Consider the following 14,578-nt stretch of genomic DNA (forward strand, 5'->3'; position numbering starts at 1 on the left):
AATCACAGGCAGCACGCCACTGCTTAAAACGACGCGGTTCAGGTCTCCGCAATCGTTCGGCGATCAGCCATCCGTCGATGCCTCCGACAGCTTGACGTCCGTGATGAGAACGTCGGCGATAGAACGGCGTTTGGAGACTCAACGCGCGGAGGGCTGATTGCTCTCAAACTGACGCCGTTGAGCATAGATCTGGAAGATCGCTAGCCAGACGTTTGTTGGTTGGAGTTGCTACCTAAAATCATCTCGACATCGCAGAACGCGCGATTGATCTCGGTTTATGCGGAGCTCCAACAATCCACGGGTTTGGAACGCCTCATCACAATGCCTGTTGACCTTCAGAAATGAAATCCCCATTTTCTTGGAGCGTCAGATGAGCAAACGCAAACCGGCAACAGCGCTGAAGCGCGCCCGCAATCCGAAATTGGCCGCTCGGGCGCAACGGAACAAGCAGGCCATTGTTCGAAGCCAGAAAGAGGATTTACTTCGCTCTGTTGCGGCAGTCCCGACTGAGCCGCCTCTTGGGCTTCATGATGATCCTAAAGAGCCTCGGGTGGATGCCTTACCCGATGACCTCAGTCAGAGAATGACGGGTAGCGATCCAATGAAAGGCTTTGCTTTAGCGACCGCAAACATGCAGGCGTATCAAGCGAAGCTTCTTGAGATTGCCGGGGCCAACGCGCAATTAGCTTTTGAATTCGGCCTCAAACTTGCGTCGATTAGGTCACCAACTGAATTTTTCGGCGTCATTACGGAGTTTACAAACAGGCGGTTCGATATGTTCGGGCAGCATTCGAAAGAACTGGCGGCATATCCGTTCTGGCGCATCAATCCGCCCCGAGAGCTCACGGCTCTGCCGGGATGATAACTGGCGGCAAAGGATGGACGCAAACTCGGATCACGCACGCGCCGATCACGGTTGGTTGCTGTCAGCTGGGGAGCGCGGCTCACAACGAGGGAGCGGAATCAGTGCCTGCCATCGGCGAATAGGTTGACACCATGTCCACAACTGAAACCGTGCTGCTGATCGTTTTGGCCGGACTTGTCGTTCTGATCCTCGCCAACATCGCGTTTCAGGTGGCAGCGGAGCGAAACAATCCCCCGATCGGCGTCTTTACCGATTGCGACGGCGTCCGCCTTCACCATATCGAACGAGGCGATGCCGCCGCACCTTGCGTGGTCCTGTTTCATGGGAATGGCACCATGGTTCAGGATCTCGTCCTAAGCGGTTTGGTCGACCGCCTGGCCCAGAACTATCGCGTCGTTTGCTTCGACCGTCCAGGGTTTGGCTACAGCCACCGTCCGCGCAAACGCATCTGGACGGCCACAAGGCAAGCTGCCTTGTTCGCGAAGGCTCTTGATCAGCTTGGGGTGCGCGACCCCGTGGTGCTTGGCCACTCCTGGGGAACGCTGGTGGCGATCGCGCTGGCGCTACGAAGCGGCTATGTCGTGAGTGGGCTGGTGCTTGTGTCCGGCTACTATTTTCCAACCGCTCGGACGGACTTTTGGCTCATGTCAGCTCCGGCACTGCCGCTGCTCGGCGATCTGATGCGCTACACTATCTCGCCGATCATATCGTGGGCCATTATGCCGAAGCTGATGCGCACCTTGTTCGCGCCGCACGCCATCCCGCCGGAATTCAAGAACGAATTTCCGATCTCGTTGGCTCTCCGACCCAAGCAGTTGAGGGCGGCCGCCGAGGAGAGTGCGTTCCTTATTCCAGCTGCTGCACAGCTGCGGCTTCAATATCGGGGTATCCGGTGTCCAGTTAGGATCGTGCATGGAAAGGCTGACCGGCTCATCGAGGCCGACCAGTCGCGCCGCCTCCACGCCGTGTTGCCCCGCTCCCTGCTTCATCTGGTCGAGGATGCCGGTCACATGGTTACCTATGCAGATGCGGCGGGAATAGCGGATGCCGTGGCGGCGCTGGCGCCCACCGCACCAGTGAGGACCGCATAGGCTTTCTTGTTGCATTGCGGGCGTCCGGAAGTGGCCCTTCTCCGACCTCCCGGCATGTCTGCTTTTGCGCTACTACCGGGGAGCGGACATCAAGCGCTCCGGCCAACTAGATCAGGCTATTGCCCTGCTGCTTGATCGCCCACAGCCGGTAGGCTTCGTCCTTGTAGGGATCATCTTCGGTTGGCGACGGGATCAGCTTCGACTAGCAGCAATCGTTGGTCGGCATGTTAACTTGGAGGCGACTATTCCGGATGAGCCGGGCCGGGCGGTCGTACGCAAGTGGGTTCTCTTGTGGCGACGTGACGGTTGAGTAGGGTGCGCCCCGTACTGGTTTGCACCGGAGCGGGGCGCCTTTTTCATGTCTGCTCGGGCCTGTCGCGAAATGCGTTGTAGACGCGTGGGAAAGAGGTCGTCGATGCACACTACCTGTTAGGCCCGTACAGACGCTCTTCGATAGCGATTTCCACCTTGGTCGCGAGCGCCAATAGGTTCGCGGAGAGATCAGCAAATAGTTCCTTCTTCGCGCTGTCGGTTGCGTGGCGTCGGCTGATAAGCGCGCAGTCCTCCGCTTCGGTGAGGAGTTGTTTTAGGTGGGCTTGCATGTCGTGCATTGCAGAGCACCCTTGCGGCATTAACCGTGGCATTGCCAGCGTGCCGCGCGGAACTGAGGTTCAATAGGTAGCCTGGTAGATCGTTCCTAAGCGGGTGCCTTTTTCATGTCTGCTTCCTGTCGCGAAATGCGTTGTAGACCGTCAACGTCAGGGCCGCTTCGGCGCGCGCCGGTGTCCCGAGCGCACTGGACGATGTTCCAAATTGCATGACGACTAGCCTCGCCTAGGTCCGGCCAGCAGCCGCTGGCCAGGCTGGACCATGCATTTCGAGCAAGCGCTTAAAAGGATAGAAGCGCTGTTGCCGCGACCACCGTGTTGAGGACGCCGATCGCAATGATGGCGGCCGTTACGATCCGGTCATGCCTCATCTTACTTCCCCAGCGCTAGAGAGCGGTATTTCAGCACAATACCTGAGCGGGAAAAAGGGCCAATGCCTGACCCTAGCGAGAGCGCTGTAAATCAGAACTGATCCTGCACGCGCCGATATGCCGGATGCTTCGCGTTCTTCACCCACTCAAAGACTACCAGGGCGAACGGCTCAGGCTGAACGGCGGGAATTTCCATGCGGATGGTGCTTGAAGAAGAGATCAAGCTTCACAGGTTCGCCGGTATCTCGCCAGAACAATCTTTTGCCCATGCTGCCCGCCACCGCCAGGCGATGGTGGCCCCCGAGCAGAATATGATCATCCGTTGCTATGGCGATGACCTCGCCGGTTTCATCAACGATGACTTTCATGCGGCGCCTCCAATGCAGCGCGCGTCCGTCAGCGCATGCGATGATACGCAAAAAGTAAACCTTATGTCGGTCTCTGCGTTCCAACCGTGAAGATCACGGCTTGCATAAGCCACTCCGCGCACCGCATTTGCGGGTTGGTACAAAACGAAAGCGCGAAATCAAAAGCTCAAATATCCTCACACGCCGCGGTCGCGCGTACGCCTCCGGTTGCTGCGGGCCCCAAAGTACCTTGAGGCTCGAAAGAGGCGGTCCCCTCCAGGGCGCGCGTCGCGTCATCGCGCATCGAGCGCGGCATCGTCGTCGACCCGCGTCACGATCTTGGGCAAATCCGTCACAGTGACGGATTTGGATCTGCGTCACATGGCGGCAGGCAGCGCGCAGCGGGAGCAGGCGGCATTACGACGTCACTGATGATGCGTTCGCTTGTGACGCACTGCGGGCTTTCCGCTTTTCCCGGCATAGTAGGGATTGACCACGCATGATGCCGCGCGGCCCGATGCGGAGGCCTGACACTGGGCCATATTGGTGTAGGCGCACTCGAAATAGTAATCCATGAAGCCGCCTGTATAGATTTGGAGGCAAACCGGGTAGGCGGGATCGTAGGTCTGCGCTTGCACGGATGTGGCGGCGCAGAGTGCGCCGCTCACGAGAATTGCAAGGACTGGAGGGCGCATCGGAACACTCCTCAATCAGGCCAGGACGTTAACTGTCCTCGCGGAAGAGGTGACACCGTTTCGATCTCAGGCGCAAATCCCGCACGCTCCCTTCGAATGTCACATCCGCACTCCTAGGCAGGGATAGCGGCGATAAAGCACATGAGCTGGGCGAATGTTTCGCCCGCGAACAGGCCTTTCGGAGGGCCGGTCCCAAAGGACCAGAAACCGAATAGGAGTCTGGTGCGCGTTCAAGATGCTCGAACGATCAAGTGCTGGTCTCGTGGCCGCGCGCTCTTGAGCCTCCCTGGGGCGTTACATGGCCTCCGTTTGTGCCCGGCACGTTGTCCACCGCAGTCTGTAGCGGCTTGCCCGCCCCGCGCGGTCCGGCGATCCTGCCCGCTGGCATGGGCACCAAATCACGTGAGACCATTTACGGCGGCTCGGTCAGGCGGCTGCGGAGCAGGCGGCGGAAGCACGCAAGCAAGCCGACCGGCTTGCCTGCGAGGCATGGACCCCGCATGCTCGGCTTCAAGGGTCCCGCGCAGCCGTCGCCGACGTTGGGCGACGCGCTCAATGCTGGATATTGCTATCTCGAAGTCCGATGTCTTGGCCGCGACACCAATCAGACCGACGCCCTGGCCCTATGGAACCTTCGGACGTGCAACTTATTGAGCGGTTATTCACGTAGAGGACCGCTCTGTGAACCACTTCGCCGTTATCTTGATCTTACTCGTTGGCGGCGCTTCGCTCGCGTTCGGCCAGAGTGCGGGTGGATCGAGCAGTGACAGCTCCGCGGCGAGTGGAAGCGCGGCCACCGGCTCCACAGGTTATGCGGGCGGCACCCTATCGACCGGGCATACCGTAAGCGGTACTGCGAATGAACGTCGCGGCTTAGCCGGTCCAGTTTTGCAATGATTATCGGGGCAGCGCCAGTCTTCCCACCCTTACCAAGCTTGCGGACGAACTTCATGGCTGCTGCGAGCTCGGGGCGACGCTCCAGAGCATCTGCACCCTTGCCGGTCTCCACCTCGCGGTACTCGGCCTCGATGCTGTAGCCATGCTGCGCGCAGAACGCCTTGATAGCAGCCTGCTGCGCCTCCAGGCCGAGACCGCTGCGGCCTTGCTTGGGTTTTGAAACGCGGATGTAGGAAACGGCGGGGCGCATAGAAGATTTTTCCTCTCAGGAGTTACAGATGATCGCACGACTATCTGTAAACACCGCGAGTCTAGCGATCGAAAACGCAATTCGGAATCCTCTTTCTTCGGAAACTGCGATTGAGCCGCACTCCAGCCGCCGTCAGCGCATCACCAACTCGAGGATGCGCTCGATGCTACGACGGACGCCCGTCGTACGCACCCGCGCCATGCGCCGGCGAGAAGCTGTCTGCTCCTGTTCGAGCGTCTCCTCCGGTAGTTAGACCGGGCCAGCGCCATCAGCCGTTCGTCTCGGTCGGCCGCGAGCCAAACGAATGACATGGCACCTTGAAGGGCCACGACCCCAGCGCGCCTTTGGTAGGCGGATGGTTTCTTGTGACCAGGGGGAGGGGGAGGGGGAGGGAAAAATTCTCGGAAAAGCATGCTTGTGCTGCTTTCTGAGACAACCACTCGGGAGGCGACGATGGCACCCGATTGGCCCATTTCCCTGCGATTACCGCCTGTGTTTGCATCCTGATCATTTTGAGTTGATGGTCAGTATCTTCAAAGAGCTCTGTATATTGGCTTATACCGGCGTGGACTCATCTAGGTCAGCAAGTCGATCGGGTGCGGCATGGATTGCCCGAGTTGCGGCAGAGTCAACCAAGAGGGAAGTAAGGTCTGCGGCGATTGCGGCGCGCCGCTATTCTTCCGCTGCCCTGCCTGCGGGGCGGACAACCCGTCGGGCAAGAAATTCTGCGGCGACTGCGGTGCCCAGCTCATGCCGACGGTAGTGGCCCGCGCATCGACATCCACCGTGCCACCGCTCACGGAGCGCTCAAGCCTGTCACCCGGGCCATCTTCTTCCGCCGAGCGTCGGCAGCTGACAGTAATGTTCTGTGACCTCGTCGACTCGACGGCGCTTGCGACAAAGCTCGATCCGGAAGATCTAGGGAAGATAATCGCTGAGTATCGCGACAGCGTCGCAACGGCCGTCCGCAAGTACGGTGGTACCATTAGCCGCTACATCGGCGATGGCATGCTCATCCTGTTCGGCCATCCTTTGGCGCATGAGGATGATGCCGAGCGCGCGGTGCGTGCCGCGCTTGAGATCGCCGCCTCCATGCGCGCGTCGCGAGGCCCACCGGCTTTCGAGCTGCGGGTTCGTCTGGGGCTCGCAACGGGTCTCGTTATGGTCGGCGACCTTATCGGCAGCGAAGCTGCAGAGGCACAGGCGGTCCTTGGCGAGACGCCGAACCTCGCCGCTCGGCTGCAAGCGCTCGCCGAGCCAGATGGGGTGGTAATTGCTGAGGACACGCGGCGGCTCATCGGCGGGCTCTTTGACTACGAAGAACTTGGCTTGGTCACGCTAAAGGGCTTCGTCGCGCCGGTGCAAGCCTGGCGGGTGCTGCATGAGGGAACGGCTGAAGGTCGCTTTGAGGCGCTACACCCCTCAGTCCTCACCCCACTGGTTGGGCGTGACGATGAACTAGCCTCGCTCGAGCGGAGCTGGCGGCGTGCGAGGACGGGTTCCGGTCAAGTGGTGGTGCTCGCCGGCGAGGCGGGGATCGGCAAGTCGCGCCTCGTCGCGGCTATCCAGGAGCGTATCGAACGCGAACCGAGCACCTGCTTGCGCTACTTCTGCTCGCCGCATCATCAGGAAAGTGCGCTCTATCCCTTTATTGCACAACTTCAGCGAGCGGCTTGTTTCGATCGTGAGGACACACCGAGGGCCAAGCTTGACAAGCTCCGAGTGCTGCTATCTCCGGCATTGCCGCCTGACGAGGACGCGGCGATCCTGGCCGAGCTTCTGTCGATCCCGAACGGTGACCTTTACCTGCCGTCTCCCCTAACGCCGCAACAAAGGAAGGAGAGAAGCTTCGCCGCCCTGATTAGACAGCTCGAAGCTTTGGCGCGACGACATCCAACCATGATCCTGTTCGAGGACGTGCAATGGATTGATCCGAGCTCGCGCGAGTTGCTAGGCAGGACCGTCGATCGTATATCGGACCTACCGGTCTTGGTGCTTGTCACCCACCGTCCCGACTTTCAGATGGTATGGACCGGGAAACCGCATTTCACCTTGTTGGTGCTGAACCGGCTTGACCAGAACGCGGGCGCCGCGTTGATCCGGAGCGTAGCCGGCGCCCGCACGCTGCCGACCGAAATCGTCAATGAAATTTCTGAGCGAACAGATGGCGTTCCGCTGTTCGTTGAGGAGTTGACCAAAGCGGTGCTTGAAGCGAGCCCCGAGGAGATCCCGCGGGCCATTTCCTTCGCGCCGCTGCCCGGAGTTGCTGTGCCAGCCACGCTGCATGCTTCGTTAATGGCGCGCCTTGACCGAATCGGTCTGATAGCAAAGGAGGTGGCGCAAGTCGGCGCAGCCATTGGCCGCGAGTTCTCGTACGATTTGCTTGCCGCGATCGCGGAGCGGCGTGACAGCGAGTTGCAGGCGGCGCTCGACCGGCTGATCAGCGCCGGGCTCGTATTTGGGCGTGGCGAACCGCCCGACGCGAACTTCTTGTTCAAACACGCACTGGTGCAGGATGCGGCATACGGCACAATGTTGCGCAGCCAACGCCGCAAACTCCATGCGCGGATCGCGGCCGTGCTCGAGGAGAGGCTCGCTAGAGGCGTCCAGGAGCAACCGGAGATCCTTGCTCACCACTGCGGGCATGCTGGTCTGATTGAGAAGGCGGTTTCCTATTGGCAGGAGGCCGGTGAGCGTTCCAAGGCTCGATCGGCAATGACAGAAGCGATCGGGCAGATGAGAAAGGCGCTCGACCTCCTTCTCCGTCTGCCAGATACCCCCGGACGCCAGCGCGCCGAAACGGAACTTCAACTCGCGCTCGGCGGGGCACTAATCGCCGTGAAGGGCCATGCGGCCGAAGAAACAGGCAAGGCTTATGCTCGGGCCCGCTACCTCTGCGAGCTACTGAACGACAGCCCGACCCTGCTCAAGGCGCTCTGGGGCGAGTTCGTGCATTTTCACGTACGGGGTCAAACAGACAGGTCGCATCGTATCGCCGAGACCCTGCTCGACTTCGCCAAACGACAGAAGGATACGGCCATTCTGGTCGCAGGTCATCGGGCAGTCGGCGATAGCTGGCTTCATCGCGGACACTTGACCTTAGCGCGCGCTCATCTCGAGCAGGGGCTCGCTCTCTACGATCCGGCGCAGCAGCATTCTCTGACGGCTCTGTTCGCGGAAAACGCCCGCGTGGCAATGCTTTCGTTCCTGTCATTGACATGTGGTCTTCTTGGCTTCGCAGATCAGGCGCGCAATCAGAGCAATGATGCTTTGGCAGAGGCGCGCGAGTCGTTGCACCCGATCAGCCTCGCATTTGCACTTAGTGTCGCGTGCCGGCTGCATTTCGTTCTCGATAATGCGGCCGTGGTGGGCCGCCGGGCAGAAGAGCTCATCGCACTTACCAAGGAGCAGCGCTTTGGCTTCTTTCTCGCCATGGGCACCGCATATCGCGGCTGGACGTTGGTCGAGGCTGGCGACACCGAAGCTGGAGTGGAGTTGCTCCGACGCGGTATCGAAGGATTTCAGGCGTCCGGCGCAGCATGGATTCTGCCGTTCTATCTTGCCCAACTTGCGACAGCGGAGGCAAAAGCAGCGCGGTTCGAACATGGGCTCGACCAGCTAAGTGAGGCGTTGGCACTAACCGAAAAGTCTGGGGTGCGGTGGTTCGAGGCGGAGCTGTTGCGGCGGAGAGGTGAGCTGATGCTGACTACTCGACCGGGTGCCGAGGCCGACGCGGAGTCCGATTTTCGCCATGCCATCATAATCGCGCGCCAGCAGAAGGCGAAGCTTTGGGAACTCCGCTCTGCTCTGAGCTTGGCTCGGCTTTGGCACAAACAAGACAAGCGCGATGAAGCACGCTGTCTTCTGGCGCCGGTCTGCGGCTGGTTCAATGAGGGCTTCGACGTGCCCGACTTGACGGAAAGCAAGACGCTGCTGGAAGAACTAGGCGTGTAGATGTGTGACAATCCCTGTAAAGCCGTCCCAACCGCGCAGAACCGTAGTCTGGTTCGCGCGGCAAGCGAATGACCCAATGGGACGGCCTCATTCTTACTTCGGCGATGGCAGGCCCGGCGAGGCCAGCCACCCTCTCAGTTGAGAAGCAGCCGTAGCTCGTCGAGCTTGGCGAACAATTCGCTCTCTGCTGGGCGGAATGCTTTGGGCCTCTTTCCGCAGATCCTGTGCCGCCTCTACGAGCAGTTCTTCCAAAGTGGTATTCTTGAAACGAAGTCTTCTCAGCATTGCGTTGCTCCCTCGAATGCAGGCGGGAGCGCGATCGCTCTCTCGGCCACCGGGCCCCTACAGAGGTCAGTCTTTGGCCGGTGATGTTGGGCAACTATCCATACGAACGAAGGTTGCTAAACTAGATCGCCAAGCAGAAAGCCCCTCTGCTTGGGCGCGTGTGTTACCACACTTCGAGTTCTTTGATCGCGAGAGCCGATATCTCCGCCGGGTCATGCACACCGCTTTGCGCGACCTTGATGATCTTCTTCGCGACCATTTCCGTAAGGGGATCGTCGCGATCCTTGACGCAAAGGGCATGGAGCGTTTGCGCGTAAGCTTTAGTGATGCGGCTAACCATCTCCGGCTCAACCGCGGCGTCTTGGATCAATTGATGAATGATACCCATCTATCAACCGGGGGTAGTCTCAACTGCCTCCAACTCTTTCAGGATGCGGTCCCAACGCGCTAGTTGGCGAACTTGTAGCTGGCAATACGTAGCTAGCAAATCGACCGCTAAGTCTGTGTCGTGATCTCCGCGGCTATCTCGTCGATGATCCGGGTCTGCCGGACAATATGGCGCTCACCGAGTGCAATGTGCTGCTCGGCTTCAGCTAAGTGCTGGCGCACCATGCGAAGGTCCATGGTTCCATTTTCGCACGATACGGGAACCGGTCCCAGTTAATTCGTCTCCCCGCCAACGAATTTAGACCCCGGCGGGTGCTCTACTCGCCTCTGCGTGATGTTGGTGTCCAACGCCTACGTCACAAAGAGGACCGCCACGTAGGGGAGCAACGAGCGGCGTCGCGCGTTGTAGAGAAGGGAAGCTGTGCTCATCGAGAAACGGTGGCAGCGATGGTGGACCTCGCCGCGAACCGCGCCCATGATCCGTCTCCCGATTTGGAGCCGGAGCACCGCCGGGCGATCTGCAAAGAGATCGGGGAGCGACTTCGCGGTACCCTAGCGGACGATGCGGCGCCGCTACAGCCACAACTGGAAGGTCCGGTAGAGCGGCTTACCGAGTCGGACGACGGAGCGTCGCCAACTACCTCTGCGGGCCAAGACGACGCCGCATCCCTGCCGCTCTGGAAGCGTGTCATGAGGCTTTGGCGGATCCTCTGAGAGGGCCATTGATCCTCTGAGAGGGCCATTCAGGATCGGGCGTCACGACCTTGGTGCAGCCCAATAGCGGGAGCAACAGATCATGACTGACGATCAGATCAATCTCGTCGTTCAGCAGCTTTGCGAGCAATTGCACTTGGCGCTCCGATTGAAGGGGAGCGAGGCACATCCACCAAACGCCAAGGATATCGGATTCGATCCTGCCTCTGTAAGAACTGTATTGCTGACCGGCTTGCGTTCGGCGGGTGTCACGATCCATCACGAGGCAGTCGGAGCGAGCGAAGAGCCGCCATGGTCCTAAACGCGAAGCGCGGGACCGCAGCACGCGCCTGTGTCTCGGCTGGATCAGGGGCGGACATTGATCAATGGGGTTGAGATGTGTGCTTCGGCCCGCGCAGCGGACATCATTCGGATATGGGATGTTGTGGAAGAAATCGGCCGGTGGCGAGTCCGCTTTGCCACCTTCAGTTGACCTCCAAACATCTACGTCAGACGTCAGCGTTGGGCCAGAAGCGGGCGTGATTGCCTGGGTCCGGGCCGCGGAGCGGCACTGGTCGAGGGTGATGGGTCGATCCGGCCGCCGGAGCCGAACAACCCCCCAGTCTCGAAGCGGAGCGCAAACTTTACCTTGCGCCGGAAACCAGATTGCCGACACAGCATCTTTACGAAACGAATGTGGACCCAGAGGTGTGCGTGCGGTAAGTCACCAACTGTACTATCTCGCGCGTTCGACCGCCGCAGTTAGCACAGGATAGCGGGCATAGAGCGTGTCGACGCGGTCCCGCCACATCGCCACGAACGCACCCGAGGTGAGACTATCCACCGACTTCCATTCGCGTTTGACCGCAGGCAGCGTGTTCCCCCAGATAGCGCGCTTGCACCATCGCGCGCCCTTCGCCGAGCCCTCCTGGGTTGCGCACATCGACTTCCAGGCAACCCGCTGCGGACGGCTGATGTGTTGGGCAGCTCCTTCCCAGCCCTGCTGGTGTATCAGGTAAAGGTCGGAAAAGGTCGGCTTCTTGTGCGTCATTATTTCGAATAGCGCAGCCTCGCTGAGAAACTTGTAGGCCGCACCCATAGCGTTGTCGCGAGGATTGAGAATGTCGCCCGATCCGTATTTGCTGAACTCAAACTTGCTAAGCTGGAACAGGCCGATATAGGAGCCGGTGCGTTGCTTGGGATTGAAATCGGATTCGATTTTGGCGACCGCCTTCATGAAATTGACATCGATATCGAACGCTTCGGCTGCACGTTCGATCTCCTGGACGGGCGTTCCGAGCGGAACGTCGCTCAACGCCGACAAGGCGATCTTCGCGGGGTTCTCCGGCGGCGGAATTTCCGAGTAGACGTAGTATTTGAGATACAACGGTTTGCCTTCAGCTGGATTGGACGAAGCAACGGGTAGACCGTCCTGCCGTAGCTTTGCCGAGTTCTCGGGCGACGCTGTTTCAAGGCTGGCGACCTGCAACATTGGCTCTTGTGAAGTGGTTACATTGGACGGCGGCACCGAGTCCGGCGCCGCGGCGCTGAATCCCGCCGCAACGATCGCATTAGCTGATAATCCTGTATCGAATTTCGTTTCGATGGCGGGGGCCGGAAACGCGGCGCCGGCATTTGTCAGGACCGTCGTCACGGTCGGCAGGATGCCGCTGAATGCATCAGCCACTCTTGCATTCGGCGTTGCGGTGCTTGGTCGCGGTACCGCGAGTTGACCAATCGCGGCAAGCGAAGTCGCTGTCAGCGCACCGGCAATACAGCTTGCTTGCCAAATCTTCAATGTCGCCAGCCGCGCGGCCACGGTCCCCCCAATCAACCCAACCACAGATCCTCGTGTTCAGCCTGGGTCCAATCCTGCATCGATTTATCTTTTGGATTTGCCACAACGAAGGCGTGAGGCTGACGGCTCGCATTTCTCACTGGCTGTTGCGGCCAAGACGCACTGGAAAGCGATGCTGACCAACTTCGGAACGATCTTTCCGTCTCTTTGCTTTGTAAACGAATGCCGCGTCAGTTGAGCTGCAAGCCGTATCCGTACAGTGCCGATCATCGCGATGGCGGCTCCCCTGTATCGGCGTCCTCAGAGTCTGCTCAGAGTCAGAGGCTGCCTTGGCCAGCATGCATGCCACTGTTGGGGTCACCTTTGCTCGGATCGCGCGTGGCGGGCATCTCCATTGCCCACTCAGATGAGGTGCTGCGGAAAGCTCGTCAGGATGAAACCTCGCCAGGATGAAACTGCTCTCCACGTCCCGGGGCAGCTAAAATCGCTCGGCATGAAGCCTAGCGCGCTTATTGGGCGCAAACCCTCGGCTGAGATGTGCTGCGAAAGAGCGGAGCAATGCCGCATGAATGCGAGAACGTCCGGAGCGAGTTCGATGAAGCTGCGTGGCTGGACCTCGTTGAAGCTGGCGGAAGCCATCGAACAAGAGGACCCTCCGAAATGGCAGCAGTAGGGCGGCGTCGGTGATCAGCGGAAACCGTCCTGGTAGCTGTTGCGTGTCCGGAGCCGATGCGCTTGCCCTCACGATGCACCATTAGCCGTATCTGTCGTTCTTGACTCATGCGGTCAGTCGGAGTTCGGGCCGGAACAGTTCGGGTGAGGGGATGCAAGGGCCCGAACGGCCGCGCCGGCATCAAGTCAGCCTTGCGGCGCGGCTTTGCTGCGATCTTCAACATCCTCGGTGCGCCGAGGGTTTTCAGGATACGACCAACCCATCGAACCATCAGGGTGTTACCGCGCCTAAGCAGGTTGGCCCGCGGCGACGACGCAACGTCACGATCTTTAGGCCTCGGGTGATCGGATCGCTTGGAGATCGAGCGGCCACCCGAGCGCCACTTCGCTAACACCAGAACGGCGATAGCCGCGACCGCCAGCACATACCGACCCCAGCCGCGACCCAGCTGCGCTGGCTGACGACAGAGGAGAACATGGCCAACCAACGCGGCATCAGCCGTTTACGGCCGCAATGTCGGATATTCCGTTCTAGCGCTTCGCTCGTGTCTCCAGGAGGGGAAAGGAAGAGGGCGGTTGCTTCCCTCGAATCCCCGCTCGGACCACGCTTCAGTCCGTTCGTATAATTCAGGTTGCGGCTCAACAGGCGCGACGCTGAACAGGATTGTTGCCATCCGCCGAGAGCAAGTCGGAAACATCACTTGGCAAACCGTCCAGGCTGTCGAAAATTCGGTGATTAAGCGCCCAGAACGCTGCCTGAGTGCGATTGCTCGCTCCTATCTTTCGAAAGATAGTCTTCACATGCGCCTTGACCGTCGGTTCGGCAATTCTGAACAATCGCGCCACGTGTTTGTTAGAATCTCCCCGAACGATCCGCGCAAGAATTGCAACTTCCCGCGCTGAAAACAGCTTGCCGGGATCTGTTCCATTTTGAGCATGCAAAGGCGCGTCATTGTGGATATCATTGTGACCCTGCAAGTCATCGTGGACAGAAATTGTTCTTGGCACTTCAGGCTTGGGCCGGAGATCCAGGGACGGGAGACGGGCGTCGACGACGATAAGAACCCCGCTGACGACCGCGTGCAGCGCGCCCACGAGTCCGCTTGGTGTGATCGAATTGAACAGCGCACCATTTGCGCCGTCGTCGAGCGCATCAGATAAGCACTCCGAGCTATTTTCGTCGCCAACAGCCACAATAAGGGCGGACGGATACTGAGCTCGAATTCTTCTGCAGAGAGAATCGTGCCTATGCCCAACGCCGACAATGAACAGAAGCGGCCCGTCGGACGGGATTTCGGCAAGATCGTTCAGTTCTACTTCGCATCCTTGTGGTCGAAAACGAGTCCTCGATAGGATGAGCCGGAGGCCCTCGCGGAAGAGACCGTCGCTCTGGAGAATAAAGGTCGGAACAATCGGCTCACTCGACATATTCGGTACCTGGTTAGTCACCGGTCTTTCACCAAACTTTCCAGCTACGAATGCGCGCGGCCTTCCTTACTGCCTTACTGCTGATTACTGCCGCCGCTGTAAGTTCTATCTGTCGAAATGACTCTGACACAGTCAGCTGTTGCTAGAGCAGCACAAATAACCTAAGTTAAATGCACTTAAATTCGTCTCAAACAGCACGAATAAAGTGAGACGGGGCAGATTGTTCCAATCAAATGA

At 59.4% G+C, this 14,578-nt stretch carries 12 protein-coding genes and 1 pseudogene; 5 read left to right on the forward strand and 8 right to left on the reverse strand.

Translation table 11 applies throughout. The features are described from left to right. Positions 1–370: 370 nt before the first annotated feature. Together XH79_RS08725 and XH79_RS08730 are read left to right on the forward strand one after the other, a co-directional pair. Complete coding sequence (locus XH79_RS08725) at positions 371–862, forward strand: phasin family protein (protein WP_271581393.1); 492 nt, start codon at positions 371–373, stop codon at positions 860–862. 134 nt (positions 863–996) lie between these two features. Then, positions 997–1,956 (forward strand): alpha/beta fold hydrolase, encoded by a 960-nt coding sequence (locus tag XH79_RS08730; protein WP_271581394.1) that lies wholly within the window; start codon positions 997–999, stop codon positions 1,954–1,956. 422 nt (positions 1,957–2,378) lie between these two features. Here XH79_RS08730 and XH79_RS08735 read toward each other — a convergent pair whose 3' ends face one another. The 3 genes from XH79_RS08735 to XH79_RS08745 form a co-directional block, all read right to left on the reverse strand. Continuing rightward, the gene (locus tag XH79_RS08735) at positions 2,379–2,567 is read right to left on the reverse strand and encodes a hypothetical protein (RefSeq protein WP_271581395.1); all 189 of its coding nucleotides are present in this window, start codon (positions 2,565–2,567) and stop codon (positions 2,379–2,381) included. 538 nt (positions 2,568–3,105) lie between these two features. Then, complete coding sequence (locus XH79_RS08740; RefSeq protein WP_080648101.1) at positions 3,106–3,303, reverse strand: hypothetical protein; 198 nt, start codon at positions 3,301–3,303, stop codon at positions 3,106–3,108. A gap of 404 nt (positions 3,304–3,707) precedes the next feature. Further along, a complete protein-coding gene (locus tag XH79_RS08745) occupies positions 3,708–3,977 on the reverse strand; it encodes a DUF3551 domain-containing protein (protein WP_271581396.1) in 270 nt (89 codons plus the stop codon). Positions 3,978–4,363: 386 nt separating this feature from the next. Here XH79_RS08745 and XH79_RS08750 point away from each other — a divergent pair. Continuing rightward, positions 4,364–4,597, forward strand: a pseudogene (locus XH79_RS08750) (hypothetical protein); the annotation flags it as partial. 77 nt (positions 4,598–4,674) lie between these two features. On the opposite strand, the gene XH79_RS08755 reads toward XH79_RS08750, so the two are convergent. Then, a complete protein-coding gene (locus tag XH79_RS08755; protein WP_271581397.1) occupies positions 4,675–5,124 on the reverse strand; it encodes a recombinase family protein in 450 nt (149 codons plus the stop codon). A 603-nt stretch (positions 5,125–5,727) separates the two neighbouring features. Here XH79_RS08755 and XH79_RS08760 point away from each other — a divergent pair. Then, complete coding sequence (locus tag XH79_RS08760) at positions 5,728–9,078, forward strand: adenylate/guanylate cyclase domain-containing protein (protein ID WP_271581398.1); 3,351 nt, start codon at positions 5,728–5,730, stop codon at positions 9,076–9,078. Between the two features lie 448 nt (positions 9,079–9,526). Here XH79_RS08760 and XH79_RS08765 read toward each other — a convergent pair whose 3' ends face one another. Together XH79_RS08765 and XH79_RS08770 are read right to left on the reverse strand one after the other, a co-directional pair. After that, positions 9,527–9,751 (reverse strand): hypothetical protein, encoded by a 225-nt coding sequence (locus tag XH79_RS08765; RefSeq protein WP_271581399.1) that lies wholly within the window; start codon positions 9,749–9,751, stop codon positions 9,527–9,529. Positions 9,752–9,858: 107 nt separating this feature from the next. Beyond that, positions 9,859–9,987 carry a hypothetical protein gene (locus XH79_RS08770; RefSeq protein ID WP_271581400.1) on the reverse strand — a complete coding sequence of 43 codons (129 nt, stop codon included), beginning with the start codon at positions 9,985–9,987 and terminating at the stop codon, positions 9,859–9,861. Positions 9,988–10,546: 559 nt separating this feature from the next. Here XH79_RS08770 and XH79_RS08775 point away from each other — a divergent pair. Continuing rightward, entirely contained in the window at positions 10,547–10,765 is a 219-nt protein-coding gene (locus XH79_RS08775; protein WP_271581401.1) for a hypothetical protein, read from the forward strand. A 414-nt stretch (positions 10,766–11,179) separates the two neighbouring features. Here XH79_RS08775 and XH79_RS08780 read toward each other — a convergent pair whose 3' ends face one another. Together XH79_RS08780 and XH79_RS08785 are read right to left on the reverse strand one after the other, a co-directional pair. Beyond that, positions 11,180–12,262 carry a transglycosylase SLT domain-containing protein gene (locus tag XH79_RS08780; RefSeq protein WP_271581402.1) on the reverse strand — a complete coding sequence of 361 codons (1,083 nt, stop codon included), beginning with the start codon at positions 12,260–12,262 and terminating at the stop codon, positions 11,180–11,182. Between the two features lie 1,290 nt (positions 12,263–13,552). Beyond that, positions 13,553–14,362: a LuxR C-terminal-related transcriptional regulator gene (locus tag XH79_RS08785; protein WP_271581403.1), complete on the reverse strand. Its 810-nt coding sequence runs from the start codon at positions 14,360–14,362 to the stop codon at positions 13,553–13,555. Between the last annotated feature and the right edge of the window lie 216 nt (positions 14,363–14,578).

This window comes from Bradyrhizobium sp. CCBAU 45389 (genome assembly GCF_028128625.1).
GTDB lineage: Bacteria > Pseudomonadota > Alphaproteobacteria > Rhizobiales > Xanthobacteraceae > Bradyrhizobium > Bradyrhizobium liaoningense_B.

Bases quoted from the DNA above. Each gene is read 5' to 3' on its own strand.
- XH79_RS08725 (WP_271581393.1), top strand. From the start codon at position 371: ATGAGCAAACGCAAACCGGCAACAGCGCTGAAGCGCGCCCGCAATCCG.
- XH79_RS08730 (WP_271581394.1), top strand. From the start codon at position 997: ATGTCCACAACTGAAACCGTGCTGCTGATCGTTTTGGCCGGACTTGTC.
- XH79_RS08735 (WP_271581395.1), bottom strand. From the start codon at position 2,567: ATGCACGACATGCAAGCCCACCTAAAACAACTCCTCACCGAAGCGGAG.
- XH79_RS08740 (WP_080648101.1), bottom strand. From the start codon at position 3,303: ATGAAAGTCATCGTTGATGAAACCGGCGAGGTCATCGCCATAGCAACG.
- XH79_RS08745 (WP_271581396.1), bottom strand. From the start codon at position 3,977: ATGCGCCCTCCAGTCCTTGCAATTCTCGTGAGCGGCGCACTCTGCGCC.
- XH79_RS08755 (WP_271581397.1), bottom strand. From the start codon at position 5,124: ATGCGCCCCGCCGTTTCCTACATCCGCGTTTCAAAACCCAAGCAAGGC.
- XH79_RS08760 (WP_271581398.1), top strand. From the start codon at position 5,728: ATGGATTGCCCGAGTTGCGGCAGAGTCAACCAAGAGGGAAGTAAGGTC.
- XH79_RS08765 (WP_271581399.1), bottom strand. From the start codon at position 9,751: ATGGGTATCATTCATCAATTGATCCAAGACGCCGCGGTTGAGCCGGAG.
- XH79_RS08770 (WP_271581400.1), bottom strand. From the start codon at position 9,987: ATGGACCTTCGCATGGTGCGCCAGCACTTAGCTGAAGCCGAGCAGCAC.
- XH79_RS08775 (WP_271581401.1), top strand. From the start codon at position 10,547: ATGACTGACGATCAGATCAATCTCGTCGTTCAGCAGCTTTGCGAGCAA.